General features: G+C 45.4%; 24 protein-coding genes. 19 read left to right on the forward strand and 5 right to left on the reverse strand.

The annotated features are described in order from the left end of the window. Positions 1 to 51 precede the first annotated feature (51 nt). Positions 52 to 702: an NTP transferase domain-containing protein gene (locus ICN17_RS08140; protein WP_216236995.1), complete on the forward strand. Its 651-nt coding sequence runs from the start codon at positions 52 to 54 to the stop codon at positions 700 to 702. Between the two features lie 2 nt (positions 703 to 704). On the opposite strand, the gene ICN17_RS08145 is transcribed toward ICN17_RS08140, so the two are convergent. Continuing rightward, positions 705 to 1163, reverse strand: coding sequence for a RidA family protein (locus tag ICN17_RS08145; protein WP_216236996.1), 459 nt, complete (start codon positions 1161 to 1163; stop codon positions 705 to 707). 177 nt (positions 1164 to 1340) lie between these two features. On the opposite strand from ICN17_RS08145, the gene ICN17_RS08150 reads away from it, so the two are divergent. Next, the gene (locus ICN17_RS08150; protein WP_087909937.1) at positions 1341 to 1706 is read left to right on the forward strand and encodes a cytochrome c; all 366 of its coding nucleotides are present in this window, start codon (positions 1341 to 1343) and stop codon (positions 1704 to 1706) included. A gap of 13 nt (positions 1707 to 1719) precedes the next feature. After that, positions 1720 to 2064 (forward strand): cytochrome c, encoded by a 345-nt coding sequence (locus tag ICN17_RS08155; RefSeq protein ID WP_216236997.1) that lies wholly within the window; start codon positions 1720 to 1722, stop codon positions 2062 to 2064. Positions 2065 to 2136: 72 nt separating this feature from the next. Here ICN17_RS08155 and ICN17_RS08160 read toward each other — a convergent pair whose 3' ends face one another. Beyond that, positions 2137 to 2775, reverse strand: a complete 639-nt coding sequence (locus ICN17_RS08160; protein WP_216236998.1) for a GntR family transcriptional regulator — start codon at positions 2773 to 2775, stop codon at positions 2137 to 2139. Positions 2776 to 2868: 93 nt separating this feature from the next. Here ICN17_RS08160 and scpA point away from each other — a divergent pair, with 93 nt between their 5' ends. Genes scpA through ICN17_RS08200 form a run of 8 tightly spaced genes read left to right on the forward strand, consistent with a single transcriptional unit; the run spans position 2869 to position 11942 of the window. Beyond that, on the forward strand, positions 2869 to 5055 hold the full coding sequence (scpA, locus tag ICN17_RS08165) for a methylmalonyl-CoA mutase (RefSeq protein ID WP_370625968.1): 2187 nt from the start codon (positions 2869 to 2871) through the stop codon (positions 5053 to 5055). Between the two features lie 15 nt (positions 5056 to 5070). Then, entirely contained in the window at positions 5071 to 6096 is a 1026-nt protein-coding gene (meaB, locus tag ICN17_RS08170) for a methylmalonyl Co-A mutase-associated GTPase MeaB (RefSeq protein WP_216236999.1), read from the forward strand. A gap of 10 nt (positions 6097 to 6106) precedes the next feature. Continuing rightward, positions 6107 to 7639 (forward strand): acyl-CoA carboxylase subunit beta, encoded by a 1533-nt coding sequence (locus tag ICN17_RS08175; protein WP_087909941.1) that lies wholly within the window; start codon positions 6107 to 6109, stop codon positions 7637 to 7639. A 15-nt stretch (positions 7640 to 7654) separates the two neighbouring features. Continuing rightward, on the forward strand, positions 7655 to 9691 hold the full coding sequence (gene accC / locus ICN17_RS08180) for an acetyl-CoA carboxylase biotin carboxylase subunit (RefSeq protein WP_255538367.1): 2037 nt from the start codon (positions 7655 to 7657) through the stop codon (positions 9689 to 9691). A gap of 9 nt (positions 9692 to 9700) precedes the next feature. After that, positions 9701 to 10168: a VOC family protein gene (locus ICN17_RS08185; RefSeq protein ID WP_216237615.1), complete on the forward strand. Its 468-nt coding sequence runs from the start codon at positions 9701 to 9703 to the stop codon at positions 10166 to 10168. Between the two features lie 33 nt (positions 10169 to 10201). Beyond that, the gene (gene tsaB, locus ICN17_RS08190) at positions 10202 to 10930 is read left to right on the forward strand and encodes a tRNA (adenosine(37)-N6)-threonylcarbamoyltransferase complex dimerization subunit type 1 TsaB (protein ID WP_255538372.1); all 729 of its coding nucleotides are present in this window, start codon (positions 10202 to 10204) and stop codon (positions 10928 to 10930) included. Then, a complete protein-coding gene (gene rimI / locus ICN17_RS08195) occupies positions 10930 to 11445 on the forward strand; it encodes a ribosomal protein S18-alanine N-acetyltransferase (RefSeq protein WP_216237000.1) in 516 nt (171 codons plus the stop codon). Before tsaB ends, rimI begins: the two co-directional genes overlap by 1 nt. Next, a complete protein-coding gene (locus tag ICN17_RS08200) occupies positions 11442 to 11942 on the forward strand; it encodes a DNA polymerase III subunit psi (protein WP_216237001.1) in 501 nt (166 codons plus the stop codon). Before rimI ends, ICN17_RS08200 begins: the two co-directional genes overlap by 4 nt. Here ICN17_RS08200 and lplT read toward each other — a convergent pair. Further along, positions 11939 to 13258, reverse strand: a complete 1320-nt coding sequence (lplT, locus tag ICN17_RS08205) for a lysophospholipid transporter LplT (protein WP_216237002.1) — start codon at positions 13256 to 13258, stop codon at positions 11939 to 11941. The genes ICN17_RS08200 and lplT overlap by 4 nt on opposite strands. A gap of 74 nt (positions 13259 to 13332) precedes the next feature. Here lplT and alr point away from each other — a divergent pair, with 74 nt between their 5' ends. Beyond that, on the forward strand, positions 13333 to 14424 hold the full coding sequence (gene alr, locus ICN17_RS08210) for an alanine racemase (RefSeq protein WP_216237618.1): 1092 nt from the start codon (positions 13333 to 13335) through the stop codon (positions 14422 to 14424). A gap of 86 nt (positions 14425 to 14510) precedes the next feature. Here alr and ICN17_RS08215 read toward each other — a convergent pair whose 3' ends face one another. Further along, entirely contained in the window at positions 14511 to 15341 is an 831-nt protein-coding gene (locus ICN17_RS08215; RefSeq protein WP_255538373.1) for an outer membrane protein assembly factor BamD, read from the reverse strand. A 71-nt stretch (positions 15342 to 15412) separates the two neighbouring features. Between ICN17_RS08215 and ICN17_RS08220 the strand changes: the two genes are divergently transcribed. From ICN17_RS08220 to ICN17_RS08250, 7 genes are all read left to right on the forward strand, one after another. Next, positions 15413 to 16453, forward strand: a complete 1041-nt coding sequence (locus ICN17_RS08220; RefSeq protein ID WP_216237004.1) for an RluA family pseudouridine synthase — start codon at positions 15413 to 15415, stop codon at positions 16451 to 16453. Then, the gene (gene pgeF / locus ICN17_RS08225; protein ID WP_216237005.1) at positions 16450 to 17211 is read left to right on the forward strand and encodes a peptidoglycan editing factor PgeF; all 762 of its coding nucleotides are present in this window, start codon (positions 16450 to 16452) and stop codon (positions 17209 to 17211) included. The genes ICN17_RS08220 and pgeF overlap by 4 nt, the downstream gene beginning before the upstream one ends. Before the next feature lie 110 nt (positions 17212 to 17321). Continuing rightward, positions 17322 to 18953: a class I poly(R)-hydroxyalkanoic acid synthase gene (gene phaC, locus ICN17_RS08230; RefSeq protein WP_216237006.1), complete on the forward strand. Its 1632-nt coding sequence runs from the start codon at positions 17322 to 17324 to the stop codon at positions 18951 to 18953. A gap of 41 nt (positions 18954 to 18994) precedes the next feature. After that, positions 18995 to 19735, forward strand: a complete 741-nt coding sequence (locus tag ICN17_RS08235; protein WP_216237007.1) for a 3-ketoacyl-ACP reductase — start codon at positions 18995 to 18997, stop codon at positions 19733 to 19735. 118 nt (positions 19736 to 19853) lie between these two features. Beyond that, positions 19854 to 20414 (forward strand): polyhydroxyalkanoate synthesis repressor PhaR, encoded by a 561-nt coding sequence (phaR, locus tag ICN17_RS08240; RefSeq protein WP_216237008.1) that lies wholly within the window; start codon positions 19854 to 19856, stop codon positions 20412 to 20414. A 2-nt stretch (positions 20415 to 20416) separates the two neighbouring features. After that, positions 20417 to 21775 (forward strand): 30S ribosomal protein S12 methylthiotransferase RimO, encoded by a 1359-nt coding sequence (gene rimO / locus ICN17_RS08245; RefSeq protein ID WP_216237009.1) that lies wholly within the window; start codon positions 20417 to 20419, stop codon positions 21773 to 21775. 69 nt (positions 21776 to 21844) lie between these two features. Beyond that, complete coding sequence (locus ICN17_RS08250) at positions 21845 to 23029, forward strand: acetyl-CoA C-acyltransferase family protein (RefSeq protein WP_216237010.1); 1185 nt, start codon at positions 21845 to 21847, stop codon at positions 23027 to 23029. A gap of 48 nt (positions 23030 to 23077) precedes the next feature. Here ICN17_RS08250 and serB read toward each other — a convergent pair whose 3' ends face one another. After that, positions 23078 to 23965, reverse strand: a complete 888-nt coding sequence (serB, locus tag ICN17_RS08255) for a phosphoserine phosphatase SerB (protein ID WP_216237011.1) — start codon at positions 23963 to 23965, stop codon at positions 23078 to 23080. Positions 23966 to 23977 lie beyond the last annotated feature (12 nt).

Genomic DNA, 23977 nt, shown 5'->3' on the forward strand with positions numbered 1-23977 from the left:
GTTTTTGTCTTTATCGTTTATTTTTCTAATTTCCTATTTATTATCACGCTAATGACGTCTTTAGGTAAGCAACCCAGCTCCCCTCATCTTCGCCTGGCAGTGCTATTGCTTGCCGCAGGTGAGGGCAGTCGCCTGGGTTCAATTCCTAAGGCACTTCTGCAAAAAGAGGGCAAAAGCCTCTTAAGTCACTTCTGTCATTCACTTGAGGCATCCTCCCCAATGGAATTTCTTGTTGTCACTGGTTTTCATGAAGAGGCGATTGAGGCAGAGTTAAAACAGCGCCGGCAGGATCATGATTTACCAATTCAATCGGTACTCAATCCGCATCCTAAATTGGGACAGTCATCTTCTGTGCGTCTCGGTCTTGAGAATTTAAAAAGTGATTACGAGGTTCTACTGGTAGCACTATGTGATCAACCATTGGTGGGTAGCAATGAGATTGATGCATTACTCAGGCAATTTGAACAACGTGATCAACACAAAGAAGTAATATTGCCCATGGTAGGGCAACAGCGCGGGAACCCAGTGGTGTTTTCACGCAAAGTAATCAGAGATATTTTGGCGATTCCAGAAATGGTATGCAGGCCCTTTATGGATCAGAATCCAGAGCTGGTGCAGATTTTTGCTACGGATAATCAGGCTTATATTGCTGATGTTGACACCGATGCCGACATCAGCAAGTTTGATTTGCAACGTACTTGAATTTAGATCTCAGCAATTAATTCAATTTCAACGCAAGCACCCAAGGGAATTTGAGTCACTCCAAATGCACTTCGTGCGTGCTTGCCTGCATCCCCAAAAACTTCAAAAAGTAATTCGGAACAGCCATTAATTACTAAGTGTTGTTCAGTGTATTGATCGGTTGAATTTACAAGACCCATCACCTTGACAATGCGTTTGACTTTATCTAATGAGCCTAAGTGACTCTGCAATGTAGACATCAAATCAATCGCAATTGATCTGGCCGCAGCTTTGCCGGCTTCGGTATCCATATCTTTACCTAACTTTCCAACCCAAGGTTTGCCATCTTTCTTAGCAATATGGCCAGATAGGAAAACGGTATTGCCTGAAGTGGCAGCCATGACATAAGCAGCGGCAGGGGGTCCAGCTGGGGGTAACTCAATCCCGAGGGATTTAAGGCGATCAAGGTAAGTATTGCTCATGTTTTTGCATCCATATTAACTAGATGATGAATCTTACTGGGAAGCGCTTTAGCCCAGTATTTTTCTGTATTTTTACGGATTTTGCTTAGCCAAATGGCCTAAACAATGGCTCTGGACGGCTCAGTCCGCTATACTCTTGCAGATTGATTTAAATCGAACTCATTAATACAGATTTCTATGAAAAAACTAACAATTCTTCCTCAATTGCTTCTTGCCTTTACTTTTGCGCTGACGGGTTTTGCTGCCCAAGCACAAGAAGTAAAAGGTAACGCTGCTGCTGGCAGTAGCAAGTCATGGCTTTGTGTTGGCTGCCACTCCATTCCTGAGTATCGTGCTGACTATCCTTTGGTTTATAAGGTTCCAATGTTGGGCGGCCAAAATGCAGCCTATATCGCTAGCTCTTTAGCCGCATACAAAAAGGGCGAAAGAAAGCATCCAACAATGCGCGCCATTGCAGGCAGCTTATCTGAGCAAGATATGGCTGATCTTGGCGAATACTATGCTGCGCAAACAGCCAGCTCACCTAACAACCCATTGAAGTGATAGAGGCACGTTTATGAAATTCGCACTAATTACAGTATTTTTGCTTTCAAGCATTGGCATTTCAAATGCTGCTAGCGTAGATAAAGGTAAGGCACTTGTCGAGAAAGCCAATTGCGCCTCTTGTCATGGCGCTGGACTCAATACACCAATCTTGCCGGTTTATCCAAAACTTGCAGGTCAATACTCGGACTATCTTTACTACGCACTAAAAGCGTACAAAGTAGGTAATGGCAATCCACAATATGGCCGTAATAACGCCATCATGGGATCACAGGTTCAAGCCTTCTCTGATGCTGACATGCAGGACATTGCGGCTTACATTGCTTCTTTACCTGGAAACTTCGTTGTTAAGAAATAAGCTCTAGCAGTAGCAGACAAAGCAAAGGCTTAGAATATTCTTCTAAGCTTTTGTTCTTTATAGGGTTTACTTTTATCTGAGGGCTTCTAATCCACGGGCAAAGTGTTTTCTCATGGCCGCTTCTGCCGCTAATTCATCCCTTTTGAGAATTGCTCTGAGGATATCGCGATGCTCAACGAGTGAGGCCTGAAGTCTGCCGGTACTAGTTAATGAATCTTTGCGATGGAGCTTGAGCACTTTCCGTAAATCTGCAATCACGCCATTCATCCAACGATTTCCAGCAATTTCTTGAATAAGCTCATGAAATTTGCCATTAATCTCGAAGAATTGCTCAATATCTCGGTCTGCAGCAGCTTTTTCTAGGCGGTGGTGCAGGTGGTCTAGGAGGTTTAATTCATCCTCAGTGGCCTTAAGGGCAGATTCTTTAGCTGCCTGACACTCTAAAAGTGATAAGACCGTGAAGATTTGCTCTAAATCACCGCGATTGACTTCTGTAACGTAGGCGCCTCTGCGCATCTTGATGGTGATAAGCCCCTCAGAAGCCAATACCTTGATGGCTTCACGCATTGGTGTTCTGCTAATCCCAAATTGCTCAGCAAGAGACTGCTCATCCAACCAGCTTCCTGGCGCTAATTGCTTGCTAAATATCTGCTCCCTTAGTCTGTCGGCTACGTCTTCATATAGGGGTCGATTAATTAGTTTTGTATTCATAATTATGAATACATGATAGCTGGACAAATTCTAAATAGTCAAGCAGAATTAGAGGAATTAGGTGCAATGCAACAAATTTACCAGGAGTGTTTCGTGAGTTCAGAAATCAACGGTTCATCAAAAAATTCATGGCCGGCAGTTCCAGAATCGAATTTGGATGCCTGGAAAAAGTCAGCCCAGAAATCTGCACCGAATGGTGATGTTGAGAAACTGGGTTGGAATACGCCTGACGGTATTCAATTAAAAGCGCTGTATACGTCTGCAGATACCGAAGGCTTGAACTATACAAATACCTTTCCTGGATTTGAGCCGTTTTTGCGTGGCCCTCAAGCCACTATGTATTCAGTACGTCCTTGGACAATTCGTCAGTATGCTGGATTTTCAACCGCACAAGAATCTAATGCGTTCTATCGCAAGGCCTTAGCTGCTGGTGGTCAAGGTGTATCAGTGGCATTTGATTTGGCTACTCATCGCGGCTATGACTCAGATCACCCACGTGTGACTGGTGACGTAGGCAAGGCAGGCGTTGCCATTGATTCTGTTGAAGACATGAAGATTTTGTTTGACGGTATTCCGTTGGACAAGGTATCTGTTTCGATGACGATGAATGGCGCTGTATTGCCAGTGCTGGCAGGCTACATCGTAGCTGGTGAGGAGCAAGGGGTAAAGCAGGAGCAGCTGTCTGGAACGATTCAGAACGATATTCTGAAAGAGTTCATGGTGCGCAATACCTACATTTATCCGCCAGAGCCATCAATGCGCATCATTGGCGACATTATTGAATACACCGCCAAGCACATGCCCAAATTTAACTCGATTTCCATATCGGGTTATCACATGCAAGAAGCTGGTGCTAATCAAGTTTTAGAATTGGCATTCACATTGGCCGACGGTAAAGAGTATGTCAAAACAGCTCTTGCAAAAGGATTAGATGTCGATGGCTTTGCTGGCCGCTTGTCATTCTTTTTTGCAATTGGTATGAATTTCTATTTAGAGGTTGCTAAATTACGCGCTGCAAGATTGTTATGGTGGCGCATCATGAAGTCCTTTGAGCCAAAGAATCCAAAGTCTTTAATGTTGCGTACGCATTGCCAAACCTCAGGTTGGTCATTAACAGAGCAAGACCCTTATAACAACGTAGTGAGAACAACTGTTGAGGCAATGGCAGCCGTATTTGGCGGCACTCAATCACTCCATACAAACTCATTTGATGAGGCCATTGCCTTGCCTTCAGAGTTTTCAAGTCGGATTGCTCGCAATACCCAATTAATTCTCCAAGAAGAAACCCATATTACTAGCGTGATTGATCCTTGGGCCGGTTCTTACATGATGGAGAACCTCACGCAAGAGATGGCGGATAAGGCCTGGGAAATCATTCAAGAGGTTGATGCTATGGGTGGCATGACCAAGGCTGTTGAAAGTGGTTGGGCTAAATTGAAGATTGAAGCCTCTGCTGCTGAGAAGCAAGCCAAAATTGATTCTGGCGCCGACGTCATTGTTGGCGTCAATAAATACAAGCTTGAAAAAGAAGATCTTGTAGATGTTTTGATGATCGATAACGATCGTGTGCGTGATGGTCAAGTGGCGCTCTTAAAAGAAATTAGAGCAAAGCGTGATAGTAAAAAAGTACAGGCCGCATTAGAGGCATTAACCAAGGCTGCCGAGGACAACACGGGGAACTTGTTGGAGTTGGCTGTAAATGCCATACGTTTACGCGCTACGGTTGGTGAAGTATCTGATGCATTGGAGAAAGTTTACGGGCGCCATCGCGCCGATACTCAAAAGGTGACCGGTGTGTATGCAGCTGCCTATGACTCAGCCGAGGGCTGGGAAAAACTCAAAGTAGAAATTGCCGACTTCGCAAAAGATTTTGGTCGTCGCCCGCGCGTGATGATTGCTAAACTTGGTCAAGACGGACATGATCGTGGCGCTAAGGTAGTTGCGACCGCCTATGCAGACCTCGGTTTTGATGTTGATATCGGACCTTTGTTTCAGACTCCTGAAGAGTGCGCACGCCAAGCCATTGAGAACGATGTTCATGCATTGGGCGTTTCCACTCTGGCAGCTGGCCATAAAACCTTAGTACCCGCCATCATTGCAGAGCTAAAAAAACAAGGCTCAGATGACATCATCGTATTTGTGGGTGGCGTGATTCCAAGACAAGATTACGAGTTTCTCTATGAGGCAGGCGTGAAGGGCATCTATGGTCCAGGCACACCAATCCCAGCTTCGGCTAAGGATGTGCTTGAGCAAATTCGTAAATCAGTCAAACCCGCCTAATTAGGACTAGAGAGCATGCTCGAAGCTGTTGATCAGGCTTTAGTTAATGACCTTACTGGTGCACCATCGCCCCAGCAGCGTCGTGCATTGGCTAAGATCATTACTTTGCTTGAATCGACCCGCTTAGATCACCGTAAGCGTGCTGATGAAGTGCTCAATAGCCTTCTTCCTAAGACAGGCAAATCATTTCGTTTGGGTATTTCTGGTGTTCCAGGCGTAGGTAAATCTACGCTGATTGAAACGCTAGGTTTATACCTTATCGAAAAAGGACATCGCGTTGCGGTAATGGCAATTGATCCATCCTCCAGTTTGTCGGGCGGATCCATTTTGGGTGATAAAACCCGGATGGAGCGCCTCTCTGTTTTAGAGGGTGCCTTCATCAGACCAAGCCCATCTTCCGGAACCTTGGGGGGCGTTGCAGAAAAAACCCGTGAGGCTATGTTGGTAGCTGAGGCGGCTGGTTTTGACGTCATCATCGTTGAAACAGTTGGCGTAGGACAAAGTGAAATTGCAGTTGCGGGCATGACAGACATGTTCTTGCTATTGCAGTTACCCAATGCGGGTGATGATCTACAGGCTATCAAAAAAGGTGTAATGGAAATTGCGGATTTGATTGCCATCAATAAGGTGGATATTGATCCAGATGCGGCAATGCGGGCGCAATTATTTATCACGAGCTCCTTACGTCTATTGGGTTTTCAGGGGAATCCAGATCACGCTTCACATGATCAAGAGTTTTGGCATCCGACGGTGATCACATTGAGCGCTCTTGAAGGTAAAGGCGTGCCTGAACTATGGGACAAAGTAACCCATTTTGAAAAACTACAAAGAGCAAATGGCAAATTTGAATCTCGTCGCAAACAACAGGCGGGAGCGTGGATGTGGGATCGAATCGATGCTGGGCTAAAGACTGCATTTCGTAACAATGCGGCAGTCCAGGAGTTATTGCCGACCTTAAGTGCTCAAGTAAACCAAGGAACTATGGCGGCTTCAGTGGCGGCAAGACGCTTATTAGAGTCCATGGGCCATGAATTTTTCTAAGGAGTAGTAAATGAAGGAAATCATTCAACAACTGGAAGCGAAGCGCGAGCTTGCCCGATTGGGTGGTGGGCAAAAGCGTATTCAGGCTCAGCATGCCAAGGGAAAATTAACAGCCCGTGAGCGTATTGAGCTTTTGCTTGATGCTGGTACTTTCGAAGAGTGGGATATGTTCGTAGAACATCGTTGTCATGATTTCGGAATGGCTGATCAAACTGTGCCAGGTGATGGTGTAGTTACCGGTTATGGAATGATTAACGGCCGCTTAGTGTTTGTGTTCTCACAAGACTTCACTGTTTTAGGTGGATCCTTATCAGAGGCACATGCAGAGAAGATTTGCAAAATCATGGATCAAGCTCTTAAGGTTGGAGCACCTGTGATTGGCTTGAATGACTCTGGCGGTGCCCGTATTCAAGAGGGTGTTGCTTCTTTGGGCGGCTATGCAGAGATTTTCCAGCGCAACGTTACTGCTTCCGGTGTAATTCCACAGATTTCTTTAATCATGGGTCCATCCGCCGGTGGCGCTGTGTATTCGCCAGCACTGACTGATTTCATCTTCATGGTGAAAGACAGCTCATACATGTTCGTGACGGGCCCTGAAGTTGTGAAGACGGTAACGCATGAGGATGTTACTGCTGAAGAGTTAGGCGGTGCAGTAACGCATTCAACTGTTTCTGGGGTGTGTGACTTAGCATTTGATAATGATGTTGATGCGATCATGATGTTGCGTCGTTTCTTTAACTATTTACCGCTCTCGAATCGTGAAAAACCACCGCTCATTAAAGGCGCAAATCGTAATGAAGAGTTTGATTTTTCATTAGATACACTGGTTCCATCAAACCCAAATCAACCCTACGATATGAAAGAGTTGATTGAGAAGATTGTTGATGATGGCGAGTTCTTTGAACTGCAGCCTGACTATGCTAAAAATATTGTGATTGGTTTTGCCCGTATGGAAGGGCGTTCTATTGGTATCGTAGCGAATCAACCATTGGTCTTGGCTGGCTGTTTAGATATCAAAGCATCCATTAAAGCTGCCCGATTTGTGCGTTTCTGCGACGCCTTCAATATTCCGGTTGTTACTTTGGTCGATGTTCCTGGATTTATGCCAGGCACTGCGCAAGAGTACGGCGGCATCATTAAGCACGGCGCAAAACTACTCTATGCCTATGCTGATTGCACAGTACCCAAGGTGACCTTAATTACTCGTAAGGCTTACGGTGGTGCCTATGACGTGATGGCCTCTAAGCATTTGCGGGGAGACGTGAATTTTGCATGGCCTTCTGCTGAGATTGCCGTGATGGGCCCCAAAGGTGCCGTTGAAATTATCTTCCGCGAAGAGAAATCTGATCCAGGAAAGATTACAGCTCGCGAAGCTGAATACAAATCAAAGTTTGCAAATCCATTCGTGGCTGGACGTCGTGGCTATATTGATGACGTCATCCTGCCTCACGAAACCCGTAAGCGCATTGCACGCTCCTTGGCGATGTTGAAAGATAAGGACTTGAAGAATCCTGCCCGTAAACACGGCAATATTCCTCTGTAAAGGCGCCGACAGATAATGACTACGAAAATGTTTAAGAAAATATTGATTGCTAACCGCGGCGAGATTGCTTGCCGTGTAATGAGTACTGCCAAGAAGATGGGTATCAAAACTGTTGCCGTCTATTCAGAGGCCGACAAAGAAGCGCGTCATGTGCAATTGGCTGATGAGGCAGTGTGCATAGGGCCTGCACCTTCGCGTGAGTCCTACCTCGAGATGGATCGCATTATCCAAGCGTGTAAAGATACCGGTGCCGAAGCAGTTCATCCGGGATATGGCTTTTTATCTGAAAACGAGCAGTTTGCTAAACGTTGCGAAGAAGAGGGTATTGTCTTTATTGGACCTAAATACCAATCCATTGCTGCCATGGGTGACAAGATTGCCTCAAAGAAACTCGCGTTGGAAGCAAAGGTTAATACGATCCCGGGTCATAACGAGGCGATTGCCACAACTGATGAGGCGGTGAAGATTGCTCAAGGCATAGGCTACCCAGTCATGATCAAAGCATCTGCTGGTGGTGGTGGCAAAGGTCTACGCGTTGCATTTAATGACAAAGAGGCAGCTGAAGGTTTTGCTGCTTGTAAAACTGAGGCGATGAATAGCTTTGGTGATGATCGCATCTTTATAGAGAAGTTTGTTGAAGGTCCACGCCATATTGAAATTCAGGTATTGGGTGATGCTCACGGTAATGTCGTGTATCTCAATGAGCGTGATTGCTCGATTCAGCGTCGTCACCAGAAGGTGATCGAAGAGGCACCATCTCCGTTTATTGATCCTGCTACCCGCAAAGCAATGGGTGAGCAAGCAGTTGCTTTGGCTAAAGCGGTGAACTATCAATCTGCAGGAACTGTTGAGTTTGTGGTTGGTAAAGATAAATCTTTCTACTTCCTGGAGATGAACACCCGCCTACAAGTTGAGCATCCCGTTACAGAATCGATTACCGGTCTTGACCTGGTGGAGCAGATGATTCGTGTGGCTGCTGGTGAAAAGCTCGCATTCAAACAAGCAGATGTGAAATTAGATGGTTGGTCCATGGAATGCCGTATCAACGCGGATGACCCATTTCGTAATTTCTTACCTTCAACTGGTCGTTTAGTGAAATATAGACCGCCTGAATCAATCAATGGTGTACGTGTAGATACTGGCGTGTATGAGGGTGGTGAGATCCCAATGTACTACGACTCGATGATTGCTAAATTGATTGTTCATGGCAAGGATCGTGCAGAAGCAATTGAGAAAATGCGCTCTGCTTTGAATGATTTTGTGATTCGCGGTATTCATTCTAATATTCCATTCCAGGCTGCCTTGTTGCAGCATCCGCGGTTCGTTAGTGGGGATTTCACAACTGGGTTTATTGCAGAAGAGTATCCAGAAGGCTTTAAAAAGGATTCTGTACAGCCTGCTGATCCCAAGCGCCTAGCTGCATTGGCAGCTTTCATGCGCTATCGCTATTTAGAACATATTAAAATGATTGATGGCCAGTTAGCCGGTCATGAAATGATCATTGCGAAGAAGTTTGTAGTGGTTACCGGTAAAAAATCTGGATCGATGAATGATCCAGTGGAAGTGCCCATTCGGGTTGAGTTAAAAGACGGAATTTATTCTGTTTATATCGATGAGGTGGATGGCGTAAGTCGTTATGACATCGTTAGCGATTGGCGTCCAGGACAAATTTGCCTTAATGCAACCATTAATGGCATTCATAAAATCACCGCACAAGTAGAGCGACGTGGTGTCCGTTATGTGCTCATTCTTGATGGCGCTCATTATGAATGTATGGTGCTTAGCCCATTAGGTGCAGAGCTGCAACGCCGTATGCCTGTGAAGATTCCGCCTGACACCTCTAAGTTGGTGATGTCACCAATGCCTGGCCTTTTAACAAAGATTGCTGTTAAAGCAGGTGAGGCAGTAACGGCCGGACAAAAACTCGCATCCATCGAAGCCATGAAAATGGAAAATACCATCTCTGCCATGCAGGATGGTGTTGTAGCGGAGATATGCGCCAAAGAGGGTGATAGCTTGGCAGTTGATCAACTCATCATTCGTTTTGAATAAGGGGCAATGATGTCGGCTAAACCATTCAAGATTTTAGGCATTCAACAAATTGCCATTGGCGGTGAAAACAAAGACCGCCTCAAGAAGTTGTGGGTGGATCTGTTGGGCTTTGAATATAAAAGCACCTTCGTCTCTGAGCGTGAAAACGTCGATGAAGATATTTGTGCCATTGGCAAAGGAGCTCATGAGATTGAAGTGGACTTGATGCAACCCTTTGATATTGAAAAGAAGCCTGCAGTCCATCAAACCCCCTTAAATCACATCGGTTTATGGGTGGATGACTTGCCTAAGGCGGTTAAATGGCTTTCTGCCAACGGTCTCCGCTTTGCGCCTGGTGGTATACGTAAAGGGGCGGCTGGATATGACATCACTTTTGTGCACCCGAAGGGAAATGATGAGTTCCCCATTAGCGGCGAAGGCGTCTTAATTGAACTGGTTCAAGCTCCCCCTGAAGTGATTGCTCAATTGGGTTCATAATTTGGCTTTTCAAGCAAATCAAAAGAGTTCGAATTGACCCGCGTATTGGCCATCGACACCTCAACAGCTTGGTGTTCGGTTGCTTTATCTTTAGGTGACCAAGCACCACTACTCCGACATGAGTTGGTATCGGCTGGCGCTAGCCAACTGGTTTTGCCATGGGTGGATAGTCTTTTGCAGCAAGCTAATCTAAAGTTAAGTGATCTGGATGCAATTGCAGTAGGCATTGGTCCCGGTGCATTTACGGGCGTTAGGCTTGGAGTAGCGGCAGTACAAGGCTTGGCTATTTCTTGTGATTTGCCTGTATTGCCGGTATCTAGCTTGGATGCCATAGCAGCACAACTCGTCAAAGAAAATTCGTTTAAGAAAGCCAACCCTAAATACTTTGTCATTGCAATCGATGCTCGGATGGATGAGATTTACTGGGCTAAATACGAGTCTTCAACAAAAATAGACGGCTTAGCAAAACGTATAGGTGATATTTATCTATCAAAACCAGAAGAGTTAGATCTCGTAGAGATTGATTTTTTAGCGGGCAGTGCTATCAATGCCTATGGCAATCGATTATTTAGCAATACAAAACTACCACTCCCTATGAATTCTCTTGACGCAGCAATCCATGTGACGGCTATTGGCATCTTGGATTACGCTCAGAATGCTTGGGAAGAAGGTCGGCAAATCAACGTCCGCGCTCTTGAGCCACTCTATGTGCGTGACAAGGTGGCTCTGACCACCCAAGAGCGGCTAGAGGCATTTAAATAATGTCTGAAGGCTCTGCTGAACTCTCATTTTTGCCAATGCAGATTGCAGATCTAGATGCTGTTTTAGAAATTGAATCTGTTTCACATCTGCATCCTTGGACCAGAGGAAATTTTTCAGATTCCTTAGCGGCGGGACATTGGGCTTATTGCATTCGTCCGCAGATTGATCAGGCAATTAAGGGATCGTATTTAGATCCAGCAATCCTATGGGCCTACTGCATTTTATTTCCTGCTGTTGACGAATTGCATTTGCTCAACATTACGGTATCACCGAAGCTGCGTAAACTTGGCTTAGGCTCCAGAATGATGGCTGCAATTGAGGGCGTTGCCGCACAACAAAATATTCCCAGAATTATTTTAGAGGCTAGACCCTCAAATATTGCCGCAGTAACCTTGTATCAAAAGCTTGGATACGAGCAAATTGGCATACGTAAAAACTACTATCCAGCTGACCTGCAACTAGGATTAAGAGAGGATGCGCTAGTGATGGCTAAATCGATTAAGCTAGAGTCATGAGCAATACACATTCCGCCTTCTTAAAAGAAATGGGCATTACTGAATGGTCTTCTAGAGAAGAAGGGGTTCAGGCTAGCCCTGAAGCCTCGTCTCCAGCGCCTGGGCAAGTCTCTCAAGGGCATTGGTGGTTTTTTGGCGCGCAACCCCAGGGTGAGGCGCAGGCCCTATTTCAGAGTGTGATTCGGGCCTTAGGGCTTGGTCCACAAGAGTGGTCTTGGCGAAATGCTAATGATAATTTGAGTCAACTCAAATCGCCAGATAGTGGCTTACCAGTTGTTGCATTTGCTTTTGGAGGCAGTATTGCTCAAAAAATTACTGGCGAGAAAGATGCTTTACCGCAATTGCGCGAAACAATCCTAGCTTTAAATAATGGGGCTGATGAAGAAATTCCAGTCATCGCCTCTTTTGACCTCGCTCAGCTAGTTGCTAAGCCGAAAGACAAAGCCTTGCTCTGGCAGGATCTCTTGCTGGCAAAGTCAGTGCTACAAAATATTTAATGCTTGTGTTCACCGATCAGGTGCATTGAGTCATATTCAGCTTGATTTCTGGCATGGCGCTTGATCACAAGCCACATGAGACCGCTGACAGCCAATCCAAAACCAGTAATGACATAAGGTATTGGAACATCAAACCAGATTAGCAATGAATACATTGCGAGCATCATTAATACTGAAATGTTTTCATTGAAGTTTTGAACTGCAATCGAATGGCCAGCAGACATCAGAACGTGACCCCGATGCTGAAGTAGTGCATTCATTGGCACAACAAAATAACCTGCGAGCCATCCGACAATAATCAGCAAGATATAGGCAGGCAGCAAATTCAGGCTCACTTGCATTTTGCCAATGATCATAATTGTTGTATTCGGTAGCATGTCAGAGTTGTAGACCGCCATTACACAAACAATCAATCCCATGGCAATGCCATAAGGCAGTACATTTAAAGAGTTTCGTAGCGGTACCCGACTGGCTGCCCAGACAGCACCACCCGCTACACCCACAGCCGATATGGCTTGAAGGATGGCGCCTTGCGAGAGATTCATATGCAGTGCTACCTGCGCCCATTTAATCACAATAAATTGCAGAGTAGCGCCAGCGCCCCAAAATAATGTAGTGACGGCTAATGAGATTTGACCTAAGCGATCGTTCCATAAAGTCTTAAAGCAAACAGAAAAATCTTTGATCAGTTCAATGGGGTTTGCCTTTTGCGCAACATAACGCGCTCCAGTATCGGGAATCTTGAGATTAATAAGTGCGGCAATGATATAAATCATCATGATGATCATGATGGCGGATTCGGCAGGAGTATCAATTCCAGTTTCTAAACTTGGCATATCCCAAGCTAAGAGACTCTGGGATACTGTGGTGCTAATCAAAACACCACCTAATACTGTACCCAAAATAATTGACCCCACGGTCAGACCTTCGATCCAACCGTTGGCAGCGACCAATTTTTCAGGCGGCAGAAGTTCAGTCAAAATGCCGTACTTGGCTGGCGAGTAGGCTGCGGCACCTAAGCCCACGATTGCATAAGCCAATAATGGGTGACTACCAAAAAGCATAATCACACAACCAACAAACTTAATCGTATTGGTGATGAACATCACATTTCCCTTGGGACGGGAGTCGGCAAAGGCTCCCACGAAGGCAGCCAGCACTACATAGGACAGTACGAAGAATAATTTGAGTAAAGGAGTCATCCAGGCCGGAGCATGGAGCTGGGCCAAAAGGGCGATTGCTGCGATCAGCAGAGCGTTATCAGCCAGCGACGAAAAAAATTGCGCCGCCATAATGATGTAAAAACTACGGTTCATTCGTACAATCTAGTCATTGATTCAATTAAAACACGAAAGGAGGGGTGAATATGGGTGGTTCAGCTAGTGGCCTGATTAATAGACCAATTTTGGCATCTATTCACACTGAGGCCTTTCAACACAATTTAAACAGAGTTCGGGAACTTGCTCCAGAGTCTAAGATTTGGTCTGTAATTAAGTCTAGGGCCTATGGACATACTTTTGAAGCTGCCCTAAACGGTTTAGCCTCTACAGACGGTTTTGCGCTTCTAAATATGCAAAATGCATCACGTCTGAGGGAGCAAGGCTGGCAGGGTCGAATCCTACTTTTAGAAGGGTTATTTCATGAGGATGAGTTGGCCTTAGCCGAAAAATTGTCTTGCGACTTAGTTGTTCATTGCGAGGCACAAGTGGAATGGCTAGAAAAATATTCATCTCATAAGCCATTTAATGTTTTTCTGAAAATGAACACGGGCATGAATCGTTTAGGTTTTAAACCAGATGCGTACAGAACGGTATTTCATCGTTTGCATGCGATTGGCTGCAAGATGCATCACATGACTCATTTTGCTAATGCGGATCAAGTTGATCGTTTACCAACTGTTGGCAGCCAAGTGGAATTATTTGATGATGCTATCAAAGGCTTGGACGCTCCAACATCATTGGCAAATTCAGCGGCGATATTGTGGCATCGCAATGCTCTTGGGGATTGGGTGAGACCGGGCATTATGCTCTACGGTGCATCACCAACAGGGCTCTACTCAGATATTAAAAACGCAAATTTGCGAGCAGTCATGCAACTACAAAGTGAAATCATTGATATTCAAGATTTACAAATGGGTGATCGGGTCGGTTACGGTGGTCGCTTTGAGGCCCCAGAAGCAATGAGAATTGGTATAGTCGCCTGTGGTTATGCAGACGGATATCCGCGCCACGCGAAAGATGGCACACCGGTTTGGGTTGATGATGGAAACCAAGGTAAGGGGGTAATTTGCCCAATTGCTGGACGTGTATCTATGGATATGCTCAGCATTGATTTACGCAAGGCCCCCAATGCCAAAATTGGCAGCGTTGTAGAGCTCTGGGGCGATCGAGTTGCGGTTGATAATGTTGCGCAGATGAGTGGCACAATTGGCTATGAACTCCTTTGTGCACTTGCTCCACGGGTGCCGGTGATTGTCAATTAACTACGCAATCGGCAATTAGCAAGAGCTCCTAATAAAAAACCCCAATCAGTTTGAATGGGGTTTTTTATTGAGTACTAAAGCAACAATTACTTATTCCAGAATTGCCACCATTTGCGTTCTTTGATCACGCGCTGTCCAGTTTCTAGCATTGGACTATCTGGAAAATTCAGTTTGAACACACGGGCTGTATCGTTGCTGAGCTCAACCATTCCTAATTTCTCGTACGACTTGTACAAAATATAAAGGGCCTCTTCAACCGCAGGTGCGCGATCGTAATCTCGAATTACTAGTTGTGCACGATTAGCAGAGGCCAAATAGGCCCCGCGTTGATAGTAATAACGAGCCACAATCACGTCTGCCTCTGCAAGAGAGTTGACGATATAGCGCATTCTATCTAGGGCATCAGGAGCATATTTACTATTAGGGAAGCGTTCGACAACGACCTTAAAAGACTCAAAAGCATCTTTAGCTGCTTGAGGATCACGCTCACTCAGATCTTGACCTGTAAATTTTCCGAGCCAACCTAAATCATCATTGAAGGTAATAAGGCCTTTGAGGTAGTAGCCATAATCTAAGTTAGGACTTCCTTGGTGCAGTTTGATAAATCGATCAATGGCAACAAGTGCTTGTGCTTGTTCTTGAGCTTTCCAATAACAATAGGCAGCATTAATTTGAGCTTGCTGTGAATAGGGGCCGAATGGAAAGCGTGCTTCTAACTTCTCAAAGTATTTGCCACATTTTGCAAAGTCAGCATCATTTAATTTGGCTGTTGCTTCGGAATAAAGCTTAGTCTCAGACCAAATATCGGTATCGTCTTTTTGGCCATCAGCACAAGCACTGAGTAATAGAGCTGCCATCACTACCAGCAATAGTAGGCTTAGAGGGTTGTTGCTGAAAAAAGTAGGCTTTTTTTGCATGGCAGAGTGCCCGGTAGGCCTTAAACTGGCGTCTGATATTACGTCGGACATAACTGAAAGGCTTTTTAAGCGTGGCATTGCCGCAAACTCCTGATTCGAATCCTGTTGATTATATCGATGAAGAGGATTTCATCTCGCTGGAAATTCCTTTAAAGATGGCTGGGGAGAGGCTCGACAAGGTATTGGCAGGGTCTTTACCCGATTATTCCCGTAATCGACTGAAGGCTTGGGTCGAGGCAGGCGCCGTCATGGTGGATGGAAAGGTCACAAAAGCCCGCTATTTGCTGCGAGGTGGGGAAAGCATTAAGGTCTTTCCGCAAGAAATGCCTGAGCAATTTGCCTTTAGTCCCGAAGATATTCCCTTGGATGTTATCTATGAGGACGATTCACTTATTGTGATCAATAAGCAGCCAGGACTAGTTGTGCACCCAGCCGCTGGAAATTGGTCTGGCACCTTACTAAATGGCCTTTTGTTTCGGTATCCTGAGCTAAAGTCATTACCAAGGGCGGGAATTGTTCACCGATTGGATAAGGATACCTCTGGGTTAATGGTGGTTGCACGAACTGCTCAAGCCCAAACATCCCTCGTAAGACAATTACAAGAACGAACTGTTGGCCGTCGATATCTGGCTTGGGTGTGGGGTGATGCACCAAGTCAAGGCAAAGTTTTAGCTTCTGTTGGTAGGGATCAACGCGATCGTCTTCGAATGGCTGCTGGTAGCCCACAAGGCAAACCTGCGGCAACTGTATTTCGTCGTTTGGCAAAGGCCAGCTTTAATGATTCACCACTAGCCTTACTTGAATGTCGACTAGAGACGGGACGAACACACCAAATTCGCGTTCACTTGGAATCACTGGGTTTTCCACTGTTAGGCGACCCGGTTTACCGCAAAAAAACACCCGGCGCTGCAAAGTCACTGCCGTTTGAGCGCCAAGCTCTGCACGCATATGCTTTAAGTTTGCAACATCCTCTAGCCCAAGAGTGGATGACTTGGTTTCGTCTCCCATCCGCCGATCTGATGGACTTATTGCTCTGTATCGGCATGAGTGAAGCAGTCTTGCCAAAGGAAGAGGCCTTACTTGCATCCATTCAGAATGATCATCAATCATGAGTTTCATTCGGCCTGCATGGCCCGTTCCCAAAAGGATTCATTCATTACTCACCACTAGAAAAGGCGGTGTCAGCACGGCACCATATGAGACTCTGAATTTAGGCGATCATGTTGGAGATCAGCATGCCAAGGTGATGGCCAACCGTCAAATTCTGCTAAATCATTTGCCATCAGAGCCCGTTTGGTTAAATCAAACGCACAGTGTTGAAGTGAGCACACCTAGTAGTCGCGCACAATCGATTGGTAAGCCATTTGAAGCTGACGCTGCAGTAACGAACATTCCGAATGAAGTGTTGGTAATCATGACGGCAGATTGCTTGCCAGTACTTTTTTCAAATACCGATGGTTCAGTTGTAGGCGCTGCGCATGCGGGTTGGCGTGGTTTATCTGCTGGCGTTCTAGAAAATACTGTCAATGAAATGCTGAAACTTGCCCATCAATCCACTGCTGCTGATTTGATTGCTTGGATGGGCCCAGCAATAGGCCCAGACTCTTTTGAGGTGGGTGAGGATGTATTGCAGTGCTTTCAAGAATCTGGTCTACATGATATGCAGAAATGCTTTTCATCCATTCCCAATAAGCCTGGAAAGTATTTGGCTGATATCTATCAATTGGCCCGCGATCGACTGAAGGGGGTTGGCGTGAACTCCCTTTTTGGTGGAGAGATGTGTACCGTGAAGGATGGGGGGCGATTTTTCTCCTATCGCCGCGATGGGGTCACTGGCAGGTTTGCTTCTTTAGTCTGGATATCCCAGTAGGCTAAATTTCTGCGGGTAAACACTAAATTAGCCCTACGGCTAGGGTTATTGCGTATAACCTTATACGCGTTATAGCTCGAGAATGATCTTAATTAATTGAAGAGACTACTATGTTTGCAGGCATGAATACCGGTGCGACCCCATCTTTGGCGCCGCACCATATGGCAATGATTCCACCAGAGCGTTTGGCAGAAATTCAAAAAGAGTATTTTGCAGAGCTAGCGCATATTGCAACTAATCCCGAAGCGATTGAGGTTAAGGATCGTCGCTTTGCAGGTAAGGCTTGGCATTCATCCTGGAGTAAGGTCATTGCTGCTACTTATTTGTTGAACTCAAAACATCTGATGTCGCTGGCTAAAGCAGTAGATACAGACGAAAAGACAAGACAAAAGATTTTATTTACTACTGAACAAATGATCGATGCGCTGTCCCCATCGAATTTTATTGCGACCAATCCAGAAGTTTTAGAAAACATTATTAGCACCCAAGGCCAGTCGATTCAAAAAGGAATCGCAAACCTGCTTGGCGATATGAAAAAAGGTAAGGTCTCACAAACTGATGAGAGCGCCTTTGAAGTTGGTAAAAATATTGCCACCACAGAAGGTCACGTTGTATTTCGTAATGAATTATTTGAACTTATTCAATACACGCCACTCACAGAAACTGTCTTTGAGCGTCCCTATTTGATGGTGCCCCCATGCATCAATAAATATTACATTTTGGATTTGCAGCCCGATAACTCAGTTGTACGACATATGGTTGCCCAAGGGCATACGGTATTTCTCGTTTCCTGGAAAAATCCAGATGCCTCTATGGCCGAGGTCAGTTGGGATGACTATGTCGGTAAAGGAGTTATTAAAGCGATTGATGTTGTTAAAGAAATCGGCAATACCAAACAGATTAATATCCTGGGCTTCTGTGTTGGCGGGACCTTAACGACTTCAGCTTTAGCTGTCTTGGCTGCGCGCGATGAGCACCCAGCGGCGAGCCTGACCTTATTTACTACCCTATTAGATTTCACCAACACCGGCATTTTGGATGTCTTCATTGATGAAGGCATGGTGGAGTTACGCGAGAACACCATAGGCGGCAAGAATGGTAAGTGCGGCATGATGCCTGGCTTGGATTTGGGTAATACCTTTTCCTTCTTGCGTCCTAACGATTTAGTTTGGAACTACGTAGTTGAGAACTACCTTAAAGGTAATTCTCCGCCACCATTTGATTTGCTGTATTGGAATGGCGATTCAACCAACTTACCGGGCAATATGTATTGCTGGTATTTGCGCCACACTTATTTACAGAATGACTTGGTAAAGCCTGGCAAGCTGAAGATTTGTGGTGAAAAAGTTGACCTAGGTAAGATCAAGTGTCCTGCTTATTTATATGCTTCTCAAGAGGATCATATCGTCCCTTGGCAATCCGCTTACGAGTCAACGCATATTCTGAAAGGTAAAAATCGCTTTGTTCTGGGCGCTTCTGGTCATATTGCTGGTGTGATTAATCCACCGGCAAAAAATAAACGCTATTACTTTGAAAATAATCAGATTGCTGCTACTGCAAACGAATGGCTAGAGGAGGCTAAACAGATTCCAGGTAGTTGGTGGCCCAACTACACCAAGTGGCTTGAGCAGTTTGCTGGTGAGAAAAAACCAGCTAGCAAGACATTTGGTAATGCTCAGTACAAAAAAATGGAAGCAGCACCAGGGGTATACGTAAAAGAAAAGGCAGCTCAAGCTGCTTAAGAACAGCAATCATTAACTAAGGTTTTTTAAAGGGGAAAGTAATGTCTCAAAAAGTCGCATATGTCACTGGTGGTATGGGCGGGATTGGCACCGCTATTTGCCAACGTTTAGCAAAAGATGGATTTAAGGTTATTGCAGGTTGTGGACCAAACTCACCGCGTAAAGACCGTTGGATTGCGGAGCAAAAAGCTTTGGGTTATGACTTTATCGCCTCTGAAGGTAACGTATCTGATTGGGATAGTACTGTTGCTGCATTTGATAAGGTCAAGTCAGAAGTAGGTCGCGTTGATGTATTGGTAAACAATGCGGGCATTACCCGTGACAGTGTTTTCCGAAAGATGACTCCTGACGCTTGGAAGGCTGTTATTGATACCAACCTCAATTCATTATTCAATGTGACCAAACAAGTGATCGATGGCATGGTTGAGAACAACTGGGGTCGTGTGATCAATATTTCTTCTGTTAATGGTCAAAAAGGCCAGTTTGGTCAATGTAACTATTCGACTGCTAAGGCTGGTCTGCATGGTTTCACCATGGCCTTGGCGCAAGAGGTTGCCACCAAAGGAGTCACTGTTAATACCGTTTCTCCTGGCTACATTGGTACGGATATGGTTAAAGCTATTCGTGAAGATGTTCTAGAGAAGATTGTTGCTGGCATTCCGGTTAAGCGTTTGGGAACACCTGAAGAGATTGCTTCAATCTGCTGCTGGATTGCATCTGATGATGGTGGTTATGCAACTGGTGCTGATTTCTCCTTAAACGGCGGTATTCACACTGGTTAATACTGCAGTGCAGCATTTTCTGCGCAGCAAGTAATACGCAACACGGCTGATTTACCTTTACTTCAAAGTGGAGATAAACTAAGCTGATGTTGCGTTGCAGTATTCAGTAAGGAAAAAAATGGTTACCCGTACAAAACGAGCTGGCGAAGACCGTCTCATTAAGAAGTATCCCAATCGCCGTCTTTATGACACCCAAACCAGTACTTATGTCACCTTATCGGACATCAAGGGTTTGGTAATGGCAAATGAAGTATTCAGAGTCATTGATGCAAAGACAGATGAAGATCTCACTCGTAACATTTTGCTGCAAATAATTCTCGAAGAAGAAGCTGGCGGCGCGCCGGTATTTTCTTCGCAAATGCTTTCTCAAATCATCCGCTTTTATGGAAATTCCATGCAGGGCTTGATGGGAAATTATCTCGAAAAGACCATGCAGTCGTTTGTTGATATTCACAATAAATTGGGTGATCAAACCAAAGGTCTTGGTGCTGGTAGCACACCAGAAGCATGGTCCCAAATGATGAATCTCCAAAACCCACTTATGCAAGGATTAATGGGTAATTACATGGAGCAGAGCAAAGATTTGTTTGTGAAAATGCAAGAGCAATTGCAGGGATCTCAAAATCTCTTTGGTAATTTTCCATTTACCCCGCCGCCCACTAAATCTGAAAAAGAATAGTTGTGGCTGGAAAAATCGGCTTTGTATCCTTAGGTTGCCCTAAGGCGCTTGTTGACTCTGAGCTTATCCTCACGCAACTAAGCGCTGAAGGATATGAGACTGCAAAAGATTACTCAGGTGCAGACCTCGTTGTTGTCAATACCTGTGGGTTTATTGATTCCGCAGTTGAAGAGAGTCTCTCTGCAATCGGCGAGGCACTTGCAGAAAATGGCAAGGTCATTGTTACTGGCTGCTTAGGCGCAAGGAAGAATGCTGACGGCAGTGATCTCATTCAGAGTATTCACCCTAAAGTCCTTGCAGTTACTGGGCCACACGCCACTGATGAGGTAATGCAGGCAATTCATTTGCACTTACCTAAACCACATGACCCATTTACAGACCTAGTTCCACCGGCAGGTGTAAAGCTTACACCCAAACATTATGCTTATTTAAAGATATCTGAGGGCTGTAACCACCGTTGTACTTTTTGCATCATTCCAAGCATGCGTGGTGATTTGGTTTCAAGACCAATTGGTGAAGTATTGTTGGAAGCCAAGCGCTTATTTGAATCTGGCGTAAAAGAGCTACTGGTTGTTTCACAAGATACAAGCGCCTATGGTGTAGATATTCAATACCGAACCGGCTTTTGGGATGGCAAACCGGTAAAGACACGATTATTTGATTTGGTGAATGCCTTAAATCAAATTGCTCGTGAGCATCAGGCATGGGTAAGATTGCATTATGTTTATCCCTATCCTCATGTCGATGACATCTTGCCTTTGATGGCAGAGTTTTCAGAGTATGGCTATGGTGTCTTGCCTTACCTTGATATCCCTTTGCAGCATGCTCATCCTGATGTACTGAAAAGAATGAAGCGACCTGCTAGCGGGGAAAAGAATTTAGAGCGCATTCAAGCTTGGCGTGCAGCTTGTCCTGATTTAGTGATTCGCAGCACTTTCATCGCAGGATTTCCGGGGGAGACTGAGGAAGAGTTTGAGTGTCTCCTGAACTTCTTGGATGAGGCACAAATCGATCGCGCAGGTTGTTTTGCATATTCCCCGGTTGATGGCGCAACTGCAAACCAATTAGAAAACCCAGTGCCCGATGCAATCCGAGAAGAACGCCGTGCCATCTTTATGGCCAAGGCAGAAGAAATCTCGATTCAACGTCTTGCTAAAAAAGTAGGGAAACGAGTTCAGGTGCTGATTGATCGAATTGATGAATCTGGTGGAATAGGCAGAACTATTGGTGATGCCCCTGAAATTGATGGTCTGGTACGCATTTTGCCAGCCAGCAAGCCATCAAAACGCTATCGGGTAGGTGAAATCATCCGTGCAACGGTCATAAGCTCCCAAGGGCATGACCTAATAGCCGAAACTTGACGAATGTAATAAAAATGAAGGTTGTATCATTAATTAAGCCTATTTTTGGGCTCAGCTAAGGGGATTGTTATGAGTCGTGATGTCGTTGTCTTAAGTGCTGTTCGTTCCGCTATTGGCGCCTTTAATGGCTCCCTCAGTAGCTTTGAGCCCTCCGAACTTGGCGGCATTGTCATGAAAGAAGCGGTTGCCCGCTCTGGTGTGGATCCTTCATTGATTAATTATGTAACTGTTGGAAACACCATTCCAACAGATAGTCGTTACGCTTATGTTGCTCGTGTTGCTGCGATTCAGGCGGGGTTGCCAATGGAATCTGTGGCAATGGCCTTGAACCGTTTATGTAGCTCTGGTTTACAAGCAATCGTGACTACTGCGCAGCAAATTATGTTGGGTGATTGTGATTACGGTGTTGGTGGCGGTGTTGAAGTGATGTCACGCGGAATGTACGGATCACCAGCAATGCGCAGTGGTGCTCGCATGGGCGATACCAAAATGCTCGATTTGATGGTTGCTGTCTTAACCGACCCATTTGGCGTTGGTCACATGGGCGTAACTGCAGAGAACCTGGTTGAAAAATGGAAGCTGACTCGCGAAGAGCAAGATGCATTGGCTGTTGAGTCACATCGCCGTGCTGCTAACGCAATCAAAGAAGGTCGCTTCAAGTCTCAAATTGTTCCAATTACGATTAAGTCTCGCAAAGGCGATATCGTGTTTGATACTGATGAGCATTGCAAACCAGATACCACTATGGAAACTCTGGGCAAGATGAAGGCCGTGTTTAAGAAGGAGGGTGGTTCAGTTACTGCTGGTAATGCCTCTGGTATTAATGATGGCGCAGCATTCTTTGTCTTGGCCGATGCAGAGACTGCGAAGAAAGCTGGTCATAAGCCAATCGCACGTTTAGTGTCTTACGCAGTAGCTGGGGTTCCGAATCACATCATGGGTGAAGGCCCTATCCCTGCAACTAAGCTTGCTCTTGAGCGTGCTGGTCTGAAATTAGATCAAATCGACGTAATCGAATCTAATGAAGCATTTGCGGCACAGGCTTTAGCAGTAACAAAGGGTCTTGGTTTAGACCCAGCTAAAACTAACGTGAATGGTGGTGCAATTGCTTTGGGTCACCCAATTGGCTGCTCTGGTGCCGCTATTGCGACTAAGGCTATTCATGAACTCCAGCGCGTTCAAGGCAAATATGCTTTGGTAACGATGTGTATTGGTGGTGGTCAAGGTATTGCAACTATTTTTGAGCGTCTGTAATTCAAAAATCAGGCAGAAGATTTACGAAGAATCTTTTAGGTTAACTACCTAAGAGATTAGTAGTAAGGCAGCATCTAAGCCGACTCGGTCAAAAGCCGCGTCGGCTTTTTCTTTGACAAGAGGCTTAGCTTGGTAGGCAATGCTGATGCCGGATCCATTCATCATCATGAGATCATTTGCTCCATCACCCATAGTGATGGCATTGGCTTTGGTACAGCCTAATAAGCTGCAAGCTTCATCCAGATAGGCGGCTTTAGCTACCCCATCAACAATATCTCCGAGCACTTTGCCTGTCAGCCTGCCGTCAATGATTTCAAGCGTGTTTGCTTGAGCCTGCTTAAAGCCCAATTGCAGCCGAAGTTTTTCAGTGAAAAAAGTAAATCCACCAGAAACTAACAGTGTGTAGAGGCCGCGAGCATTGGCGCCCGCTAATAGCTCTTGAGCACCCGGATTCGGGCTTAAACGTTCCCGGTAAACCGATTCCAGGGAATCAGCTGATACGCCCTCGAGTAAGGCGACGCGGCGACGCAAGCTTTCCTTAAAATCTTTGATCTCGCCGAGCATAGTTGCTTCTGTAATTTGGGCTACAGCTGCTTTTTTTCCGGTAAAGTCCGCAATCTCATCAATGCATTCGATATTGATGAGAGTGGAATCCATATCCATCGCCAGTACTTTAATATCACCAGCCTTGAGATCAGCATTTAAGAAGCAGAGGTCGCTATTAAACCGTGTTGCAATAGAGCGCAGATCCTCTCTTTGCGTAGCAGCAAACTCTTGGCTAGGCTCCCAGCGATCGCAATAGTAAGTACCATTCGAAATCTGCCCCCCAAGAGAATGCAGATTTATTCCATACCCAATAGCCTGATCCTTAAGCTCAAAGACTAGCTTTTCAGATATGGGCTCTCTAGATAGGGCTACGAGGGTTTGCTTTGGCATAACTTAATCATA

The organism is Polynucleobacter sp. 73C-SIWE, assembly GCF_018882465.1.
Taxonomy (GTDB): Bacteria; Pseudomonadota; Gammaproteobacteria; order Burkholderiales; family Burkholderiaceae; genus Polynucleobacter.

Bases quoted from the DNA above. Each gene is read 5' to 3' on its own strand.
- ICN17_RS08140 (WP_216236995.1), top strand. From the start codon at position 52: ATGACGTCTTTAGGTAAGCAACCCAGCTCCCCTCATCTTCGCCTGGCA.
- ICN17_RS08145 (WP_216236996.1), bottom strand. From the start codon at position 1,163: ATGAGCAATACTTACCTTGATCGCCTTAAATCCCTCGGGATTGAGTTA.
- ICN17_RS08150 (WP_087909937.1), top strand. From the start codon at position 1,341: ATGAAAAAACTAACAATTCTTCCTCAATTGCTTCTTGCCTTTACTTTT.
- ICN17_RS08155 (WP_216236997.1), top strand. From the start codon at position 1,720: ATGAAATTCGCACTAATTACAGTATTTTTGCTTTCAAGCATTGGCATT.
- ICN17_RS08160 (WP_216236998.1), bottom strand. From the start codon at position 2,775: ATGAATACAAAACTAATTAATCGACCCCTATATGAAGACGTAGCCGAC.
- meaB (WP_216236999.1), top strand. From the start codon at position 5,071: ATGCTCGAAGCTGTTGATCAGGCTTTAGTTAATGACCTTACTGGTGCA.
- ICN17_RS08175 (WP_087909941.1), top strand. From the start codon at position 6,107: ATGAAGGAAATCATTCAACAACTGGAAGCGAAGCGCGAGCTTGCCCGA.
- accC (WP_255538367.1), top strand. From the start codon at position 7,655: ATGACTACGAAAATGTTTAAGAAAATATTGATTGCTAACCGCGGCGAG.
- ICN17_RS08185 (WP_216237615.1), top strand. From the start codon at position 9,701: ATGTCGGCTAAACCATTCAAGATTTTAGGCATTCAACAAATTGCCATT.
- rimI (WP_216237000.1), top strand. From the start codon at position 10,930: ATGTCTGAAGGCTCTGCTGAACTCTCATTTTTGCCAATGCAGATTGCA.
- ICN17_RS08200 (WP_216237001.1), top strand. From the start codon at position 11,442: ATGAGCAATACACATTCCGCCTTCTTAAAAGAAATGGGCATTACTGAA.
- lplT (WP_216237002.1), bottom strand. From the start codon at position 13,258: ATGAACCGTAGTTTTTACATCATTATGGCGGCGCAATTTTTTTCGTCG.
- ICN17_RS08215 (WP_255538373.1), bottom strand. From the start codon at position 15,341: ATGCAAAAAAAGCCTACTTTTTTCAGCAACAACCCTCTAAGCCTACTA.
- pgeF (WP_216237005.1), top strand. From the start codon at position 16,450: ATGAGTTTCATTCGGCCTGCATGGCCCGTTCCCAAAAGGATTCATTCA.
- phaC (WP_216237006.1), top strand. From the start codon at position 17,322: ATGTTTGCAGGCATGAATACCGGTGCGACCCCATCTTTGGCGCCGCAC.
- ICN17_RS08235 (WP_216237007.1), top strand. From the start codon at position 18,995: ATGTCTCAAAAAGTCGCATATGTCACTGGTGGTATGGGCGGGATTGGC.
- phaR (WP_216237008.1), top strand. From the start codon at position 19,854: ATGGTTACCCGTACAAAACGAGCTGGCGAAGACCGTCTCATTAAGAAG.
- ICN17_RS08250 (WP_216237010.1), top strand. From the start codon at position 21,845: ATGAGTCGTGATGTCGTTGTCTTAAGTGCTGTTCGTTCCGCTATTGGC.
- serB (WP_216237011.1), bottom strand. From the start codon at position 23,965: ATGCCAAAGCAAACCCTCGTAGCCCTATCTAGAGAGCCCATATCTGAA.